Annotated in this window: 14 protein-coding genes; 8 read left to right on the top strand and 6 right to left on the bottom strand. The window is 62.4% G+C overall.

Annotation, left to right across the window (positions count from 1 at the left end):
• Nucleotides 1–12 precede the first annotated feature (12 nt).
• Complete coding sequence (sbcB, locus tag H0I86_RS24330) at nt 13–1,443, top strand: exodeoxyribonuclease I (protein WP_180922469.1); 1,431 nt, start codon at nt 13–15, stop codon at nt 1,441–1,443.
• 104 nt (nt 1,444–1,547) lie between these two features.
• Here sbcB and mvaT read toward each other — a convergent pair whose 3' ends face one another.
• Nucleotides 1,548–1,922 carry a histone-like nucleoid-structuring protein MvaT gene (gene mvaT, locus H0I86_RS24325; RefSeq protein WP_007931174.1) on the bottom strand — a complete coding sequence of 125 codons (375 nt, stop codon included), beginning with the start codon at nt 1,920–1,922 and terminating at the stop codon, nt 1,548–1,550.
• Between the two features lie 338 nt (nt 1,923–2,260).
• Here mvaT and purU point away from each other — a divergent pair, with 338 nt between their 5' ends.
• Both purU and H0I86_RS24315 read left to right on the top strand, forming a co-directional pair.
• Entirely contained in the window at nt 2,261–3,109 is an 849-nt protein-coding gene (gene purU / locus H0I86_RS24320) for a formyltetrahydrofolate deformylase (RefSeq protein WP_007931173.1), read from the top strand.
• A 93-nt stretch (nt 3,110–3,202) separates the two neighbouring features.
• Nucleotides 3,203–3,385, top strand: a complete 183-nt coding sequence (locus H0I86_RS24315) for a hypothetical protein (protein WP_180922468.1) — start codon at nt 3,203–3,205, stop codon at nt 3,383–3,385.
• Here H0I86_RS24315 and gpgF read toward each other — a convergent pair.
• The 4 genes from gpgF to H0I86_RS24295 all read right to left on the bottom strand — a co-directional run bounded on the left by gpgF (nt 3,372) and on the right by H0I86_RS24295 (nt 8,311).
• On the bottom strand, nt 3,372–4,367 hold the full coding sequence (gene gpgF, locus H0I86_RS24310; protein ID WP_180922467.1) for a glucosaminyl phosphatidylglycerol flippase: 996 nt from the start codon (nt 4,365–4,367) through the stop codon (nt 3,372–3,374). The two genes, H0I86_RS24315 and gpgF, sit on opposite strands and share 14 nt — an antisense overlap.
• Entirely contained in the window at nt 4,364–5,140 is a 777-nt protein-coding gene (gene gpgD, locus H0I86_RS24305; protein WP_180922466.1) for an N-acetylglucosaminyl phosphatidylglycerol deacetylase, read from the bottom strand. The genes gpgF and gpgD overlap by 4 nt, the downstream gene beginning before the upstream one ends.
• A complete protein-coding gene (gene gpgS, locus H0I86_RS24300; RefSeq protein ID WP_180922465.1) occupies nt 5,133–6,254 on the bottom strand; it encodes an N-acetylglucosaminyl phosphatidylglycerol synthase in 1,122 nt (373 codons plus the stop codon). Before gpgS ends, gpgD begins: the two co-directional genes overlap by 8 nt.
• Nucleotides 6,255–6,421: 167 nt before the next feature.
• On the bottom strand, nt 6,422–8,311 hold the full coding sequence (locus H0I86_RS24295; RefSeq protein WP_180922464.1) for a methyl-accepting chemotaxis protein: 1,890 nt from the start codon (nt 8,309–8,311) through the stop codon (nt 6,422–6,424).
• Nucleotides 8,312–8,491: 180 nt separating this feature from the next.
• Between H0I86_RS24295 and H0I86_RS24290 the strand changes: the two genes are divergently transcribed.
• Nucleotides 8,492–9,979, top strand: a complete 1,488-nt coding sequence (locus H0I86_RS24290; RefSeq protein ID WP_180925904.1) for a helicase HerA-like domain-containing protein — start codon at nt 8,492–8,494, stop codon at nt 9,977–9,979.
• A gap of 15 nt (nt 9,980–9,994) precedes the next feature.
• Here H0I86_RS24290 and H0I86_RS24285 read toward each other — a convergent pair whose 3' ends face one another.
• Nucleotides 9,995–10,450, bottom strand: a complete 456-nt coding sequence (locus H0I86_RS24285; protein WP_180922463.1) for a DUF721 domain-containing protein — start codon at nt 10,448–10,450, stop codon at nt 9,995–9,997.
• A 306-nt stretch (nt 10,451–10,756) separates the two neighbouring features.
• Between H0I86_RS24285 and secA the strand changes: the two genes are divergently transcribed.
• The 4 genes from secA to H0I86_RS24265 all read left to right on the top strand — a co-directional run bounded on the left by secA (nt 10,757) and on the right by H0I86_RS24265 (nt 16,511).
• On the top strand, nt 10,757–13,498 hold the full coding sequence (gene secA / locus H0I86_RS24280) for a preprotein translocase subunit SecA (RefSeq protein ID WP_180922462.1): 2,742 nt from the start codon (nt 10,757–10,759) through the stop codon (nt 13,496–13,498).
• Nucleotides 13,499–13,621: 123 nt separating this feature from the next.
• Nucleotides 13,622–14,839, top strand: coding sequence for a bifunctional glutamate N-acetyltransferase/amino-acid acetyltransferase ArgJ (argJ, locus tag H0I86_RS24275; protein WP_180922461.1), 1,218 nt, complete (start codon nt 13,622–13,624; stop codon nt 14,837–14,839).
• 104 nt (nt 14,840–14,943) lie between these two features.
• Nucleotides 14,944–15,576 carry a glutathione S-transferase gene (locus H0I86_RS24270; protein ID WP_180922460.1) on the top strand — a complete coding sequence of 211 codons (633 nt, stop codon included), beginning with the start codon at nt 14,944–14,946 and terminating at the stop codon, nt 15,574–15,576.
• Nucleotides 15,573–16,511 (top strand): Nudix family hydrolase, encoded by a 939-nt coding sequence (locus tag H0I86_RS24265; protein WP_180922459.1) that lies wholly within the window; start codon nt 15,573–15,575, stop codon nt 16,509–16,511. Before H0I86_RS24270 ends, H0I86_RS24265 begins: the two co-directional genes overlap by 4 nt.
• Nucleotides 16,512–16,538 lie beyond the last annotated feature (27 nt).

Raw genomic sequence — 16,538 nt, 5'->3', positions numbered from 1 at the left:
CAGGAACAGCCCGTGACTTCCATCTTCTGGTACGACTACGAAACCACCGGCATCAACCCGCGCTGCGATCGGCCGTTGCAGGTGGCAGGGATTCGCACCGACTTCGAACTCAACGAGATCGGCGAGCCGGTCAATCTCTATTGTCAGCCCAGCGACGACATCCTGCCCCATCCGGCGGCCTGCATGATCACCGGTATTACCCCGGGCCGGCTGGCCGAGCAGGGGTTGAGCGAAGCCGATTTCATGACCCGGGTGCACGCCCAGCTGGCGGCGCCGGGCACCTGTGGCGCCGGCTATAACACCCTGCGCTTCGACGACGAGATGACCCGCTACAGCCTGTACCGGAATTTCTTCGACCCTTACGCCCGCGAGTGGCAAGGCGGCAACAGTCGCTGGGACTTGATCGATGTGGTGCGTACCGCCTATGCCTTGCGCCCGGAAGGGATCGTCTGGCCGCGGGACGAGGAAGGGCGGGTGACCCTGAAGCTGGAGCGCCTGACCGCCGCCAATGGCATCGATCACGGGCATGCCCATGAAGCGCTGTCCGATGTGCGCGCCACCATTGCCTTGGCCAAGTTGATTCGCGACAAGCAGCCGAAGTTGTATGAATGGCTGTTCCAGTTGCGCAGCAAACAGAAGGTCATGGACCAGATCCGCCTACTGCAACCGCTGGTGCATATCTCCGGGCGCTTTTCCGCGGCGCGCAGTTATGTCGGCGTGGTCCTGCCGCTGGCCTGGCACCCGCGCAATCGCAACGCCCTGATTGTCTGCGACCTGCACCTGGACCCGCAGGGATTGCTCGACCTGGACGCCGAGACGCTGCGCCAGCGCCTGTATACCCGCCGCGAAGACCTGGCCGAAGGTGAGTTGCCGGTGCCGTTGAAGCTGATCCATATCAACCGCTGTCCGGTCGTCGCGCCGCTGAATGTATTGCGTGGCGAAGACCAGCAACGTTTGCAACTGGACATGGCGGAATATAAGGCCCGGGCACTGCGGCTAAGTGACGCACAAGAAGTTTGGCGGGATAAACTTGCGGCTATTTATGGCAGCGAGGATTTTGCCCCCAGCCTCGATCCCGAGCAACAGTTGTACGACGGTTTTATCGGCGATCGCGACCGACGCTTATGCGAACAAGTGCGCAATGCCGAGCCGCTTCATTTAGGGCAAGAGCAATGGCCGTTCGATGATGAACGTTTGCCGGAATTATTATTTCGTTATCGCGCCCGTAACTTTCCTGAAACCTTGAATGGGGAGGAGCAAGAGCGCTGGAAAACATTCTGCCAGCAGCGCCTGTGCGACCCGCAGTGGGGAGCGCCCAATACCCTGGAAAGTTTCAATCAGGCGGCTGCAGAACTACTGGCGAGTGCTACATCGATTCAGCGTCAGGTGCTGGATGAATGGCAGGATTACAGCCGGTCGCTGGCCCTGCGCTTCGGCCTTTGATTGTTCGGCTTAGAACATTTCGGGTATTTGCCGAAAATAAAAAAACGCCAGCAAGCTGGCGTTTTTTCATAAGGTCGCAAATCCCTCTGTGACGGGCCTACGGCTTAACCCAGCAGGGTTGCCCAGCCTTCGACCACGTCGCCGCCCCACTTGGCTTTCCACTCTTTCAGGGTTTTGTGGTTGCCACCCTTGGTTTCGATGACTTCGCCGTTGTGCGGGTTCTTGTATTGTTTGACCTTGCGCGCGCGCTTGGTGCCGGTAGTTTTGGCGGCAACACGTGGCGCCTTAACTTTCGAGTCCGGATCCAGCAGCGCAATGATGTCGCGCAGGGACTTGGAGTATTCACCCATCAGGGCGCGCAGTTTGCCTTCGAATTCCAGCTCGGCTTGCAGTTTGTCGTCTTGCGACAGGTTCTTCAAACGGGCTTGCAGCTCTTTGATAGCTTCTTCTGTGGCGCGGTATTCGTTGATCAGGGACATGAGAATTGCCTTATGTTGAGTGCTGAGTGGCAGGTGACAGTGGCGTAATAATAGTCAGGCAGTTTGCTCAAGTAAACAATAAAGCCAGCTTTTATTTAATTTGATTAGAGTGTTTAGCAAAGAAGCTGAGTGATGAGTTAAATGTTGTGAGCGAGTCCGCAGGAATATTTCCCAAAGAGTTATAGGACTATTTCCAAGTGTGACTGATTTCCCGCTCGCATCGGGCATGAGCCCTACAGGCGGCTCAGAGGAATCGGATTCCGACATCACGAATACTGCAGTTTTGTCGCGCAATCGCTAGAATGGCGGCCTTTGCGAAGTTCTGGAGTTTCCCCCTCATGCGCACTTTTCGGTTGGTGATTTCTTGCCCGGACCGCGTTGGCATCGTTGCCAAAGTCAGTAACTTTCTGGCGTCCCACAACGGCTGGATCACTGAAGCCAGTCACCACTCGGATGACCTGAGCGGCTGGTTCTTCATGCGTCACGAAATACGTGCCGACTCTTTGCCGTTCGGTCTTGAAGCCTTCCGTGAAGCCTTCGCACCGATTGCCGAAGAATTCTCGATGGACTGGCGCATCACCGATACCGCGCAGAAGAAGCGCGTGGTGTTGATGGCCAGCCGCGAGTCCCATTGCCTGGCTGACCTGTTGCATCGCTGGCACAGCGACGAACTCGACTGCGAAATCTCCTGTGTGATTTCCAACCACGACGATTTGCGCAGCATGGTCGAGTGGCATGGCATTCCTTATTACCACGTACCGGTCAACCCACAGGACAAGGAGCCGGCGTTCGCCGAGGTCTCGCGCCTGGTCAAGCAGCACGACGCCGAAGTGGTGGTACTGGCGCGCTACATGCAAATCCTGCCGCCGGAACTGTGCAGCGAATACGCGCACAAGGTGATCAACATCCACCACAGCTTCCTGCCGTCGTTCGTCGGCGCCAAGCCTTACCACCAGGCCTCCCTGCGCGGTGTGAAGCTGATCGGCGCGACCTGCCACTACGTGACCGAAGAGCTGGACGCCGGTCCGATCATCGAGCAGGACGTGGTCCGTGTCAGCCACAGCGACAGCATCGAAGACATGGTGCGTTTCGGCCGTGACGTCGAGAAGATGGTCCTGGCCCGTGGCCTGCGCTACCACCTGGAAGACCGCGTGCTGGTGCACGGTAACAAGACTGTAGTGTTCTGATCGAGAGTGCTCTGGTCAAAAGTGTTCTGATCGAATTCGCCGGGCCCGGGCATCCAAGCTCCAGGCCCGGCGATTTTTCATGAGGATCGGCCGATGAGTGATCCACTGGATAAAGCCACATCCAAGGCACCCGCCACCCTGGGGGAGGGCTGCCTGAGCCGCTACGACCCGGACGACATGAGTGCCGAGGACGGTACCGAGTTTCCCGGCGCCGCCGAGTTGTGGCAGCAGTTGCAGCAGGATGGCCCGGATACAGAGCCGCCTAAGCCTGCTTGAGCTTCATCAGGGTGCGCAGCAAGGGGCGCCCGACCATCAGCAGGAATACCGGCCCGCCGGCCAGCAGATAGAAATAGTAGGTAACGGCCCGCCAGATCAGGATGGCCGCGGCCGCCGTCGATTTCCCCACCATGGGCGCCAGCAGCGCCGCCGATGTCAGTTCCGCCGCTCCCGCGCCGCCGGGCAGCAGGCTGAATTGCCCTGCGCTCAGGGCGAGCATCTGGATCAGGAAGGTCCAGGCCCATTGCAGGTCCACCCCCAATCCGCGCAACGCCAGGTACAGCACGCTGTAGCGCAGCGCCCAATGCATGCAGGTCAGGGCAAAGACCCCCGTCAGGGTTTGCCAGGGCAGTTTCAGGCTATCGCCGAAGGCCTTGAGGAAGTGCAACCACTTGCGCGCCAGGCGTCGACGGGTAGCGGGGCGAACCTTGAAGGGCGCAAGCAGATGGCCGCTGAGCAGGATCAGGCGACGGTGGTAGCGGGCTATCGCCAGGCAGATGCATAACCCGCCGAACAGCGAAAGGCTGCTGAGGACCAGTAGCCATTCCATGCGCTGGCTGAGGTTCTGGAACAGCGCGTAGAACAGGATCCCGAGCAGCGCGCAGAGGAAAAACAGCAGGTCGCTCAGCTGATCCATGGCAAACACCGCGCTGCCGCGCGCCGGGCGCACGCCATTGCGCGCCAGCAGGGCCATCAAGGTCAGGGGGCCACCACTGCCGCCAGGCGTGGCGCACATGGCGAACTCGGTGGACATCACCACCGCGAGGCTCTTCCAGCGTCCCAGCTGGCCGCGATGTCGGCCCAGCAACAGGCTCAGGCGCAACGAATTGATGACCCAGCACAGCAGGATCATGCTCAGCATGCCCAGCAGCAACGGCAGGGAAAAACGCTGGACCCGCCCCCACAGTTCGCCGCCGCCCAGCAACAGCGGCACCAGGATCGCCGCCAGCAAGGCCATGGCCAGCCAGATCGCCCGGCTCATGGGGTACCGCGCGCCCTTGGCGGCTGGGTGTCGAGCCAGTCGGCCTTGGTCAGCGGCTTTCGTCCTTGTTCCAGCAGGCGCTCGAGGGTGTCCAGCCAGTACTGGCGCGAGTCGGGGTAACGCATGTCCACCGGGTGCAGGCCGAGGCGAATCACTGGTGCCTGTTGCCAGCGTCGTTCACGTTGCAGGCTGACGAGCCGGGAGGCTTTCCGGCGCCAGGCGCTGCGGGCACTCCACACCAGGCCGGGGGCGGCGACCGGCGAGAAGTCCGGCAGCCGGTACAGCTGCTGCGGGCCGCTGGTGTAGCGCAGGGGCAGCTGGCGCAGGGCCTGGCGTGTGCCCGGGCTCATCAGCCAGGCGGGGGCGACGAACCCCTGCAGGGGCCAGTTATAGCGCTGGAACAGTTCCAGGCCGGCATGCAGGCGTGCCAGGGCGGCGTTTTCCGAGAGGCTGTAGAACTCGCCCTCATGGGTGTACACGCGGCGCATGAACCAGTCATACGGGGTGCGCGGTGGCGGACACTCGTCGCAATGGAAGTAACCGTGCAGCACCAGTTCGTCGCCCCGTTCCAGGCGCGCGCTGAGCAGCCGGCGAAAACCAGGGTGAGCGTCGAGCGGGTTGTGCCGGTGAAAATCCGGTACCACCAGCCAGGTCATCGGTACGTTGCCCATGGCATCGACGGCTTCGACGAAGGCTTGGTAGTCGATCCAGGTCTGTGGCGCGACATCGTGCAATACCAGCAGCACGCTGGGCACGCCGGCGGACTCAACCATGGGCTCGCATCGGCTGTTGAATGCCGAGCACGGCGCGGTAGTGTTCCAGCAGGCTGGCGACCACCGTATCCCAGGCGTAGTAGCGTTCGACATGGCGGCGCGCCCGTTGGCCCCGCTCGGCGCAGCCTTGGGCGAACAACTCCTGCACGGCCTGGGCCATCGCCAGCGGATTGTTTGGCGCGCACAGCAGGCCACCTTCCGCGGTGACGATTTCCTGGAAGGCCCCGGCGGCCACCGCCACCACGGGAATGCCGCTGGCCATGGCTTCCAGGATCACCAGGCCAAAGGTTTCCTGGTCCCCGGCATGGATCAGGGCGTCGGCGCTGGCCATCAGGCGGGCGACCTGAGGGGCCGGGCAGAACTCGTCGATCACGGTGACATTCTCCGGCACCGCGGTCGGCATGGCCGAGCCCACCAGCAACAGGTGGTAGCGCTTGCCCAGGCGCTGCATGCAGTTGAGCAGCACCGGCAGGTTCTTTTCCTTGGAGCCGCGACCGGCAAAGATCAGCAGGCGGCTGTCTTCGGCAATCCCCAGTTCGGCGCGCAGGCCAGGGTCGCGGTGACTCGGGAGGAAGGTCTGCAGGTCCACGCCCAGCGGTTGCACATAGACGTTGCGCACGCCGAGGCCGATCAGTTTGTCGGCCATGACCTGGCTGGGGGCCAGGACCCGGTCGAAATTGCCGTACAGCTTGCGCACGTAGGCCTCGACATTCGGGGTGAACCAGGGGCCCATGCGGTTGCTGACCAGCAGCGGCAGGTCCGAGTGATAAAAGCCGATCACAGGTACATCCAGCTGGCGGCGGGCATCCAGGGCCGCCCAGGCGGTGAGGTAGGGGTCGCCGACTTCGATCAGGTCCGGTTGCAGGTCATGGAGCACATTGCGCCAGGGCCCCAGGCGCAGGGGAAAACGGTAGCCCTTGCCAAAGGGCAGGGCGGGAGCGGGGACTTTATAGATGCCGTCGCGTTCGCTGAAGTGAGCCCCGGGGATCAGCAAACTGTGGCGGATTCCTGGTTGGCGTCCCAGGCGACGATGCTTGGCGTCCAGATAAGTGCGCACGCCACCGCTGGCAGGGGCGTAGAACATGGTTATGTCAGCGATATGCACGATGATCATCCCTCCGATCCGTTGTTCTCCCTAGGGTTGACCCTTATCAAGGATAGATGTTCGGTCGGGATGCCGTGGCGCTTGGCGACGCGTCTGGATGAACGGTTTGCTGCGGATACAGGGGCGATTGTTGCCCGCCGGTGCCTGGTTTGGCCAGGTACCGGCTGGCGGAAGGGTCAGATACGGAAGCTGCCGACCAGTTGTTTCAGGCGGGCGGCTTGCTGCTCCAGGTCGGAACAGGCGCGCAGGGTCGATTGCAGGTTTTCCACCCCTTCCTGATTCAGGGTGTTGATCTCGGTGATGTCCATGTTGATCGACTCCACCACCGAGGTCTGTTCCTCGGTCGCGGTGGCGACCGACTGGTTCATGCCGTCGATCTCGCCGATGCGCTGGGTCACGCTGTTCAGGCGTTCGCCGGCCTGGTTGGCGATCTCCACGCTGTCCTGGCTGTGGCGCTGGCTGTTGCCCATGGTGCTGACCGACTCGCGGGCCCCGACTTGCAGCTCCTCGATCATGGTCTGCACCTGTTGCGCCGATTCCTGGGTGCGATGGGCCAGGTTGCGCACTTCATCGGCCACCACGGCAAAACCGCGCCCGGCCTCGCCCGCCCGCGCCGCTTCGATGGCGGCGTTGAGGGCCAGCAGGTTGGTCTGCTGGGAGATGCTGGTGATGACTTCGAGGATCTGCCCGATGTTCACGGTCTTGCTATTGAGGGTTTCGATGTTGCTGCTGGAGGCGCTGATCATGTCCGACAGCTGGTTCATCGCCAGGATGCTGCGGTCCACCACCTGCTGGCCGTCCTCGGCCAGGCTGCGCGCGTCGCTGGCCTGTTGCGAGGCCTGGGCGGCGTTGCGGGCGATTTCCTGGGCGGCGGCGCCGAGCTGATTGATCGCCGCGGCCACGCTGTTGGTGCGGCTGGCCTGCTCGTCGGAGTTGAGCATCGACGAATTGGAGGCGCTGACCACCCGCAGGGCGACTTCGTTGACGTGCTCGGTGGCCGACGACACTTCGCGGATCGAACCGTGGATGCGCTCCACGAAGCGGTTGAACGCGGTGCCGAGGATGCCGAATTCATCCTGGTTCTGGATGGTCAGGCGACGGGTCAGGTCGCCTTCGCCGTCGGCGATGTCCTGCATGGCGCGGGTCATGACGTGCAGGGGCTGCATCAGCACCCGGATCAGCATGCCCAGCAGGGCGATGATGATGGCCACGGCGATGATAGTGGCAATGATGGCGGAGGCGCGGAACTCGCTGAGCATCGAGAACGCCTTGTCCTTGTCCACGGACAGGCCGATGTACCAGTTCACCGACGGCAGGCCCTTGATCGGGGTGAAGGTGACGATGCGGGTCTTGCCCTCGACTTCGATTTCGCTGAAGTCGCCACTGATGCGTGGTGTGTTCTGCGGATAGGCCTCGCTCAGGCTCTTCATCACCAGCGCCTTGTCCGGGTGCACCAGGATCTTGCCGTCGGCGCTGACCAGGAAGGCATAGCCCATGCCGTCGAAATCCAGGGCATTGAGGGTTTCGACCAGAGTCTGCAGGCTCAGGTCGCCACCCACCACGCCGATGCTCTGCCCGGCATGACGCGAGGCGGTGGCGACGGAAATGATCAACTGGCCGGTGGCTGCATCTATATAGGGTTCGGTGAGGGTCGAGCCGCTGCTGCTTTCGGCGCCCTTGTACCAGGGGCGAACGCGGGGATCGAAACCGTCGGGCATCTTCGCATCCGGGCGGATGGTGAAGCTGCCGCTGGCATCGCCCAGGTAGGAGGCCATGAAGGTCGAGGTCAGGGCCTTCTGTTCGAGCAGGCTGGCGACCTTGGTCGATTGCGGGTCGATCGCCAGGTTCTGTGCCAGGTTTTCGATCAGCAGGATGCGCCCGGTGAGCCAGGTCTGGATGTTGCTCGCGGTCACATCGCCCATTTCATGCAGGTAATTGTCCAGGTCTTCGCGGATCGCGTTGCGCTGTAAATAGTCGTTGTACAGCGTGAAGGAGGCGAAGGCAGTAATAACGATGAGGGCGGCGGCAAGCAGGATTTTATGGCTGAAGCGCAGGTTTTTGTTCATGGCTTGTGGTGTCCGCTAGGTCTTAATGTCACGAGCGTGCTCTTATAAAAGCGCGCAAAATGGGCGGGGTTGAAAGTAAGTTGATATTTCCACCTCTCCTTGGGGAATTATCTGGCCTATTTTTCAGTCTTTTCTGATCTATCGGCCGGTCAAGGCTAAAGATTAACCATGGGTGACAAAATGCCGGATTCATCGCAACTCGTTATCGGTGCCGATCTCGCGGGGCAACCGATTGCCCAGGCCATGCGCCTGGCAAATCGTCACGGGCTGGTGGCAGGCGCTACCGGGACAGGGAAAACCGTCACCTTGCAACGGCTGGCAGAAACCTTCAGCGATGCCGGTGTCGCGGTGTTCGCCGCGGACATCAAGGGTGACCTGTGTGGCCTGGGTGCCGCGGGCAATCCCCAGGGCAAGGTTGCCGAACGTATTGCCGGGATGCCGTGGCTGGACCACAAGCCCCAGGCTTATCCGGTCACGTTGTGGGACATTCACGGGCAGTCCGGCCACCCGCTGCGGACCACCCTGAGTGAAATGGGCCCGCTGCTGCTGGGCAGCCTGCTGGAGCTGACCGACAGCCAGCAATCGGCGTTGTATGCGGCATTCAAGGTGGCTGACCGCGAAGGCCTGTTGCTGCTCGACCTGAAAGACCTCAAGGCGTTGCTCAACCACCTCAAGGACAACCCGCAGCTGCTGGGGGATGACGCGGCGCTGATGACCACCGGCTCCAGCCAGGCCTTGTTGCGGCGCCTGGCCATCCTGGAACAGCAGGGCGCCGAAGCCCTGTTCGGCGAACCGGCCCTGCAACTGGAAGACATTCTGCAGCCGGCCAGTGACGGGCGCGGGCGGATTCACCTGCTCGACGCCAGCCGCCTGGTGCATGAGGCGCCCAAGGTCTATGCGACCTTCCTGTTGTGGCTGCTGGCCGAGCTGTTCGAGCAGTTGCCGGAGCGCGGCGATGCGGAAAAGCCGCTGCTGGCGCTGTTTTTCGACGAGGCCCACCTGTTGTTCGCCGGCACGCCCAAGGCGTTGCAGGAGCGGCTGGAGCAGGTGGTGCGGCTGATTCGCTCCAAAGGCGTGGGCGTGTACTTCGTCACCCAGTCGCCAGGCGACTTGCCGGACGACGTGCTGGCGCAACTGGGGCTGCGCGTCCAGCACGGCTTGCGGGCATTCACCGCCAAGGAACAGAAATCCTTGCGCGCCGTGGCGGACGGCTTCCGGCCGAACCCGGCGTTCGATGCCCTGTCGGTGCTCACCGAACTGGGGATTGGCGAGGCGCTGGTCGGTACCCTGCAGGAAAAAGGTACGCCGGAGATGGTCCAGCGAGTGCTGGTGGCACCGCCGCAGTCGCGCATCGGGCCGTTGACCGAGGCCGAGCGAGTGGCGCTGATCAACAGTTCGCCATTGGTCGGTCGTTATGACAAGCCGATCGACCGCGAGTCGGCCTATGAAGTGCTGATGGGCCGCAAGGGGCTGGCACCGGAGGCCGAGGCTGCGCCGGGCAAACCGGCCGCCGAGGAGCCGAGCTTTACCGATCGGGCCGGCGAGTTCCTCGGTACCGCCGCCGGTCAGGCCCTGAAGTCCGCCATGCGCCAGGCCGCCAATCAGTTGGGGCGGCAGCTGGTGCGTGGGCTGATGGGGTCTCTGCTGGGTGGCAGCAAGCGCCGCTGATCGGCGACTGGCCAGTTACGTCCGTGGTTTGGCGTGGCTGGCCAGGCGCTCCAGGGCGGCGCGCAGGTTGGGATCGGTGATGCCGTCGGCAGTGGCCTGAATGGTCTCGGCGGCGTTGCTCGACAGATCCATGGTGTGTCCGGTCGCACCGCGTTGCACGGTGGGAGGCTGCACTTTGAACAGAATCCGCGTCAGATTGTTGAACTCATTGAATTCCAAAAGCTGACGTTGCAGGCGTTTTTGCTGATAACGCAGGCGCGTTGCCCAATGGCCGTCGGTGACGATCAGCAGCAGGCTGCCTTCGCGCCAGGAGGCAACGTGGCAGTGCTCGCGCGCGGCCGGTTGCAGCTGGCTTTCCAGCAGGCGCTGCAAGTGCGCCAGGCGCTGGGCGTGGCCGAGTATGGCTTTGAGAGGCTTGGCTTCGCGAAGGAGTACGGCGGGTGCTCTGGCCGTAAGAGGGCGAAATGCCATGATCAGACACCTGAAGTTACAGAGCCGCCATGGTAGCAGAAAGCGCCGGCCTGGCCTCGCTCATCGCTGCGACGAGGCTTTATCCATTAAATCAATGGTTAACTTCGTACTTGTCCGGGTTGAAACTGACGCAAAAGGCCTTATTGTAAGTGGGCCCCGTCACAGCGCTGTACCAGCATCGTGGAATAACGCCACTTTCCTCACCATCGTTTCCGGGTAGAATACTCGTTCGCATGCGGCCATGAGGGCTGCACGGGCGACTCACGGGGCCGCCCTCCATCCCTATGTGTGGAAGATCCTGCCGATATGTTTGCGCCTTTGTTAAAGAAACTTTTTGGAAGCAAGAACGAGCGTGAAGTCAAACGCATGCTCAAGACGGTACAGATCGTCAATGCCTTCGAAGAGCAAATGGTGGCCCTTTCGGACGATCAGTTGCGCGCCAAGACTGCAGAGTTCAAGGCCCGCATAGCCAAAGGTGAATCCCTCGACAAGCTGCTTCCCGAAGCCTTTGCGGTCGCCCGCGAAGCCGGCAAGCGGGTCATGGGTATGCGCCACTTCGACGTACAGTTGATCGGCGGCATGACCTTGCATGAGGGCAAGATCGCCGAAATGCGTACCGGTGAAGGCAAGACCCTGGTGGCAACACTGGGCGTTTACCTCAACGCGCTGTCCGGCAAGGGCGTGCACGTGGTCACGGTGAACGACTATCTGGCCCGCCGCGACGCCAACTGGATGCGCCCGCTCTATGAATTCCTCGGCCTGACGGTCGGCGTGGTCACGCCGTTCCAGCCGCCGGAAGAGAAGCGTGCTGCCTACGCCGCCGACATCACCTACGGCACCAACAACGAATTCGGTTTCGACTACCTGCGCGACAACATGGCTTTCAGCATGGAAGACAAGTTCCAGCGCGAGCTCAATTTTGCCGTGATCGACGAAGTCGACTCGATCCTGATCGACGAGGCCCGTACCCCGCTGATCATCTCCGGCCAGGCCGAAGACAGCTCCAAGCTCTATACCGAGATCAACAAGCTGATCCCGCGCCTTGAGCAGCACATCGAAGAAGTGGAAGGCGAGGTCACCAAGGCCGGTCACTTCACCGTCGATGAGAAGACCCGCCAGGTCGAGCTCAACGAAGCCGGTCACCAGTTCATCGAAGAGATGCTGACCCAGGCCGGCCTGCTGGCGGAGGGCGAGAGCTTGTACTCGGCGCACAACCTGGGCTTGCTGACCCACGTGTATGCCGGTCTGCGCGCACACAAGCTGTTCAACCGCAACGTCGAGTACATCGTCCAGGATGGCCAGGTAGTCCTGGTGGACGAGCACACCGGTCGTACCATGCCGGGCCGCCGTCTGTCCGAAGGCCTGCACCAGGCCATCGAAGCCAAGGAAAACCTGAATATCCAGGCCGAGAGCCAGACCCTGGCGTCGACCACCTTCCAGAACTACTTCCGTCTGTACACCAAGCTGTCCGGCATGACCGGTACTGCGGACACCGAAGCCTTCGAGTTCCATCAGATCTACGGTCTGCAGGTGATGGTCATTCCGCCGAACAAGCCGCTGGCTCGTAAAGACTACAACGACCTGGTGTTCCTGACCGCGGACGAGAAATACGCCGCGATCATCAACGACATCAAGGAATGCATGACCCAGGGCCGTCCGGTTCTGGTGGGCACCGCGACCATCGAAACTTCCGAGCACATGTCCAACCTGCTCCAGAAGGAAGGCATCGAGCACAAGGTCCTGAACGCCAAGTTCCACGAAAAAGAAGCGGAAATCATTGCCCAGGCCGGCCGTCCGGGCGCCCTGACCATCGCCACCAACATGGCCGGTCGCGGTACCGACATCCTGTTGGGCGGTAACTGGGAAGTCGAAGTCGCCTCCCTGGAAAACCCGACCCCTGAGCAGATTGCCCAGATCAAGGCCGACTGGCAGAAGCGTCACCAGCAGGTGCTGGAGTCCGGTGGCCTGCAGGTGATCGCGTCCGAGCGTCACGAATCGCGCCGTATCGACAACCAGCTGCGTGGTCGTGCCGGTCGTCAGGGCGACGCCGGTTCCAGCCGTTTCTACCTGTCCCTGGAAGACAGCCTGATGCGCATCTTCGCCTCCGACCGGGTGAAGAACTTCATGAAGGCCCTGGGGATGCAGTCCGGCGAAGCGATCGAGCACCGCATGGTGACCAACGCGATCGAAAAGGCCCAGCGCAAGGTAGAAGGCCGCAACTTCGACATCCGCAAGCAACTGCTCGAGTTCGACGACGTCAACAACGAACAGCGTAAAGTGATCTATCACATGCGTAACACGTTGCTGGCCGCGGACAACATCGGCGAGACCATCTCCGACTTCCGCCAGGACGTGCTCAACGCCACCGTCAGCGCGCACATCCCTCCACAATCGCTGCCTGAACAGTGGGACGTGGCCGGTCTGGAAGCTGCGTTGCAGAGCGACTTCGGTGTGACCCTGCCGATCCAGCAATGGCTCGACGAAGACGATCACCTGTACGAAGAAACCCTGCGCGAGAAGCTGCTGAACGAACTGGTGGCGGCGTACAACGAGAAAGAAGACCAGGCCGGTGCCGAAGCACTGCGCACCTTCGAGAAGCAAATCGTCCTGCGCGTCCTGGACGACCTGTGGAAAGATCACCTGTCGACCATGGATCACCTGCGTCACGGTATTCACCTGCGTGGTTATGCGCAGAAGAACCCGAAACAGGAATACAAGCGCGAGTCCTTCACCCTGTTCTCCGAGCTGCTGGATTCCATCAAGCGCGACTCGATCCGTGTGCTGTCGCACGTTCAGGTTCGTCGCGAGGATCCGATCGAGGAAGAGGCGCGCCTGCGCCAGGAAGCCGAGGCACTGGCTCAGCGCATGCAGTTCGAGCACGCCCAAGCCCCGGGCCTGGAGCAGCCGGAAGCGCTGGAAGAGGGCGTCGATGTCGACGTGGCCCTGGCCTCCGCTCCGGTACGCAACGAGCAGAAACTGGGCCGCAACGAACTGTGCTACTGCGGTTCGGGCAAGAAGTACAAACACTGTCACGGCCAGATCAACTAAGATTTCCGCCAGACACTGAAATACCCGCGCCGCGACCGGCATCAGCCGTCGCGGCGTTTTTCCATTCGCCGCACTGCCTTTTGTGATGGCAGTGCACACATCAGGTTAAAGAGGAGCGCATTCATGGCTGTTGGTCTTGGTCCTTTGCCAACGTTGCACCCGGTTGCCGGTTTTGAACTCGGTATCGCTTCGGCGGGCATCAAGCGCCCGGGGCGCAAGGATGTTGTGGTCATGCGCTGTGCCGAAGGTTCCACGGTGGCTGGCGTGTTCACCTTGAACGCGTTCTGCGCCGCTCCGGTGATCCTGGCCAAGCAACGTGTGCAAGGCCCTGTGCGCTACCTGCTGACCAACACCGGCAATGCCAACGCCGGTACCGGTGAGCCAGGCCTGGCCGCCGCGACCCGCACCTGCGCCAAGCTGGCCGAGCTGGCGGGCGTCGATGCCAGCGCCGTACTGCCGTATTCCACCGGGGTCATCGGCGAGCCGCTGCCGGTCGAGAAGATCGAAGGCGCATTGCAGGCCGCACTGGACGATCTGTCCGTGGACAACTGGGCTGCCGCCGCGACCGGCATCATGACCACCGACACCCTGCCCAAGGGGGCCAGCCGCCAGTTCCAGCACGACGGCGTGACCATCACCGTCACTGGTATCAGCAAGGGCGCGGGCATGATTCGTCCGAACATGGCGACCATGCTCGGTTACATCGCCACCGACGCCAAAGTGTCCCGTGAAGTGCTGCAGAACCTGCTGCTGGATGGCGCCAACAAGTCGTTCAACCGCATCACCATCGACGGCGATACTTCCACCAACGACTGCTGCATGCTGATCGCCACCGGCCAGACAGCCCTGCCGGAAATCACCGAAGCCAGCGGCCCGTTGTTCGCCGCGCTGAAGCAGGCGGTATTCGAGGTCTGCATGGAAGTGGCCCAGGCCATCGTGCGTGACGGCGAAGGCGCGACCAAGTTCGTCACGGTCGAAGTCAACGGTGGCGGCAATCACCAGGAGTGCCTGGATGTCGGCTATACCGTGGCCCATTCGCCACTGATCAAGACCGCGCTGTTTGCGTCCGACCCGAACTGGGGGCGTATCCTGGCCGCTGTCGGTCGTGCCGGCGTGCCGGACCTGGATGTGAGCAAGATCGACGTTTTCCTCGGCGAAGTCTGTATCGCCAGCCGTGGCGCGCGTGCCGCCAGCTACACCGAAGCCCAGGGCGCGGCGGTGATGCAGCAGGAAGAAATCACCATCCGCATCGAGCTGGGACGCGGTGATTGCAGCGAAACCATCTGGACCACCGACCTGTCCCACGAGTACGTGAAAATCAACGCGGAATACCGTACCTGATACACCGCTACTCGCTTCTACATGGACGCGACGCATCACGTGTAGGAGCGAGCCTGCTCGCGATGGAGGCCTCGGGCCTCCATCTCCTCTGAAAGGTGCCCGACATGAATCTTCACCTGATCATCGGCGACAAACTCTATTCCTCCTGGTCGCTGCGCGCCGCCCTGGCGCTTGAGCTGGCCGGCGCAACTTACACCGAAGAACTGATCAAGCTGAACCAGCCCGATACCCGCGAGCTGATTCTCAAGCATTCGCCGACCGGCAAAGTCCCGTTGCTGAAGACCGAACACGGCACCATCGCCGACTCCCTGGCGATCGCCGAATACCTGGTCGAGCGTTTCCCCGAGGCCGAGCTCTGGCCACGCGATGTGGCCGCCCGTGCCCAGGCCCGCTCCGCCTGCGCGCAGATGCACAGCGGTTTCTTCAGCCTGCGCGGCAACCTGCCGTTCGACCTGAGCCGCGACGCCGCGCTGTCGCCCATGCCACCCGAGGCACAGGCCGATATCGAGCGGATGCTGGCCTTGTGGGCCGAGTGTCGCGCGGCCGCGACCGAGCCAGGGCCTTTCCTGTTTGGCCGGGTCAGCCTGGCGGACGCCTTTTTTGCGCCGATCGCCGTGCGCCTGCGCACCTATCGGGTGGCGCTGCCGGCTGTCGATGCAGCCTATGTTGAAACGATCTATCAATGGCCAGCCTTCAAGGCCTGGCAGAAAGCCGGTTTAGAGGAAGCAGTGCGGTGAAACGAGTACATGTGGCGGCGGCCGTTATCCGTGATGCCGACGGCAGGATCCTGATTGCCCGGCGTGCCGATACCCAGCATCAGGGCGGCCTCTGGGAGTTTCCCGGTGGCAAGGTCGAAGCGGACGAGGCAGTGGAGGCGGCGCTGACCCGTGAGCTGCAGGAGGAGCTGGGCATTCTGGTGTCCCGGGCGCGGCCGTTGATCAAGGTGCAGCATGACTACCCGGACAAGCAGGTGTTGCTGGATGTCTGGGAAGTTTCCGCCTTTACCGGCGAGCCCCATGGTGCCGAGGGGCAGCCTTTGGCCTGGGTCACGGCCCGCGAGCTGGAGAACTACGAGTTCCCGGCGGCCAACCAGCCGATCGTGGCGGCAGCGCGTTTGCCGAGCGAATATCTGATCACCCCGGAAGGGTTGGAAACACCAGCGCTGTTGCGGGGCATGCAGAAGGCCATTGCCGGTGGCAGCAGGTTGATCCAGCTACGTGCGCCCAATGGCTACGACCCGCAATACCGCGACCTGGCGGTGGATGCGGTCGGCCTGTGCGCGGGCAAGGCGCAATTGATGCTCAAGGGGCCGTTCGAATGGTTGGGGGATTTCCCCTCGGCGGGCTGGCACATCACCTCGGCGCAGCTGCGCAAATACGCCAGCGTCGGGCGTCCCTTTGGCAAGGAGCGCTGGCTGGCGGCGTCCTGCCATGACGCTGAAGAGCTGTCCTTGGCGCAGCAGATGGATGTGGACTTCGTGACGCTGTCGCCGGTCCAGCCGACCCAGACCCACCCTGACGCGCAGCCTCTGGGCTGGGAGCAGGCCGCTCGATTGATCAGTGGTTTCAACAAGCCGGTGTACCTGCTGGGCGGCGTCGGTCCGGACCAGCGCGAGCAGGCCTGGCAGGCCGGGGCGCAAGGGGTGGCGGGGATTCGCGCGTTCTGGCCCTGAGGTCCGTCGCTGGCCAGTTCGCTCCTG

Origin of the sequence: Pseudomonas chlororaphis subsp. aurantiaca, assembly GCF_013466605.1 — a bacterium.
GTDB classification, from domain to species: domain Bacteria; phylum Pseudomonadota; class Gammaproteobacteria; order Pseudomonadales; family Pseudomonadaceae; genus Aquipseudomonas; species Aquipseudomonas chlororaphis_I.
Note: the sequence above shows the minus strand (reverse complement) of the source record. Positions and strands in the feature narration are given on the sequence as shown.

Bases quoted from the DNA above. Each gene is read 5' to 3' on its own strand.
- argJ (WP_180922461.1), top strand. From the start codon at position 13,622: ATGGCTGTTGGTCTTGGTCCTTTGCCAACGTTGCACCCGGTTGCCGGT.
- secA (WP_180922462.1), top strand. From the start codon at position 10,757: ATGTTTGCGCCTTTGTTAAAGAAACTTTTTGGAAGCAAGAACGAGCGT.
- gpgD (WP_180922466.1), bottom strand. From the start codon at position 5,140: ATGGTTGAGTCCGCCGGCGTGCCCAGCGTGCTGCTGGTATTGCACGAT.
- H0I86_RS24295 (WP_180922464.1), bottom strand. From the start codon at position 8,311: ATGAACAAAAACCTGCGCTTCAGCCATAAAATCCTGCTTGCCGCCGCC.
- H0I86_RS24270 (WP_180922460.1), top strand. From the start codon at position 14,944: ATGAATCTTCACCTGATCATCGGCGACAAACTCTATTCCTCCTGGTCG.
- gpgF (WP_180922467.1), bottom strand. From the start codon at position 4,367: ATGAGCCGGGCGATCTGGCTGGCCATGGCCTTGCTGGCGGCGATCCTG.
- H0I86_RS24290 (WP_180925904.1), top strand. From the start codon at position 8,492: ATGCCGGATTCATCGCAACTCGTTATCGGTGCCGATCTCGCGGGGCAA.
- H0I86_RS24285 (WP_180922463.1), bottom strand. From the start codon at position 10,450: ATGGCATTTCGCCCTCTTACGGCCAGAGCACCCGCCGTACTCCTTCGC.
- gpgS (WP_180922465.1), bottom strand. From the start codon at position 6,254: ATGATCATCGTGCATATCGCTGACATAACCATGTTCTACGCCCCTGCC.
- purU (WP_007931173.1), top strand. From the start codon at position 2,261: ATGCGCACTTTTCGGTTGGTGATTTCTTGCCCGGACCGCGTTGGCATC.
- H0I86_RS24315 (WP_180922468.1), top strand. From the start codon at position 3,203: ATGAGTGATCCACTGGATAAAGCCACATCCAAGGCACCCGCCACCCTG.
- mvaT (WP_007931174.1), bottom strand. From the start codon at position 1,922: ATGTCCCTGATCAACGAATACCGCGCCACAGAAGAAGCTATCAAAGAG.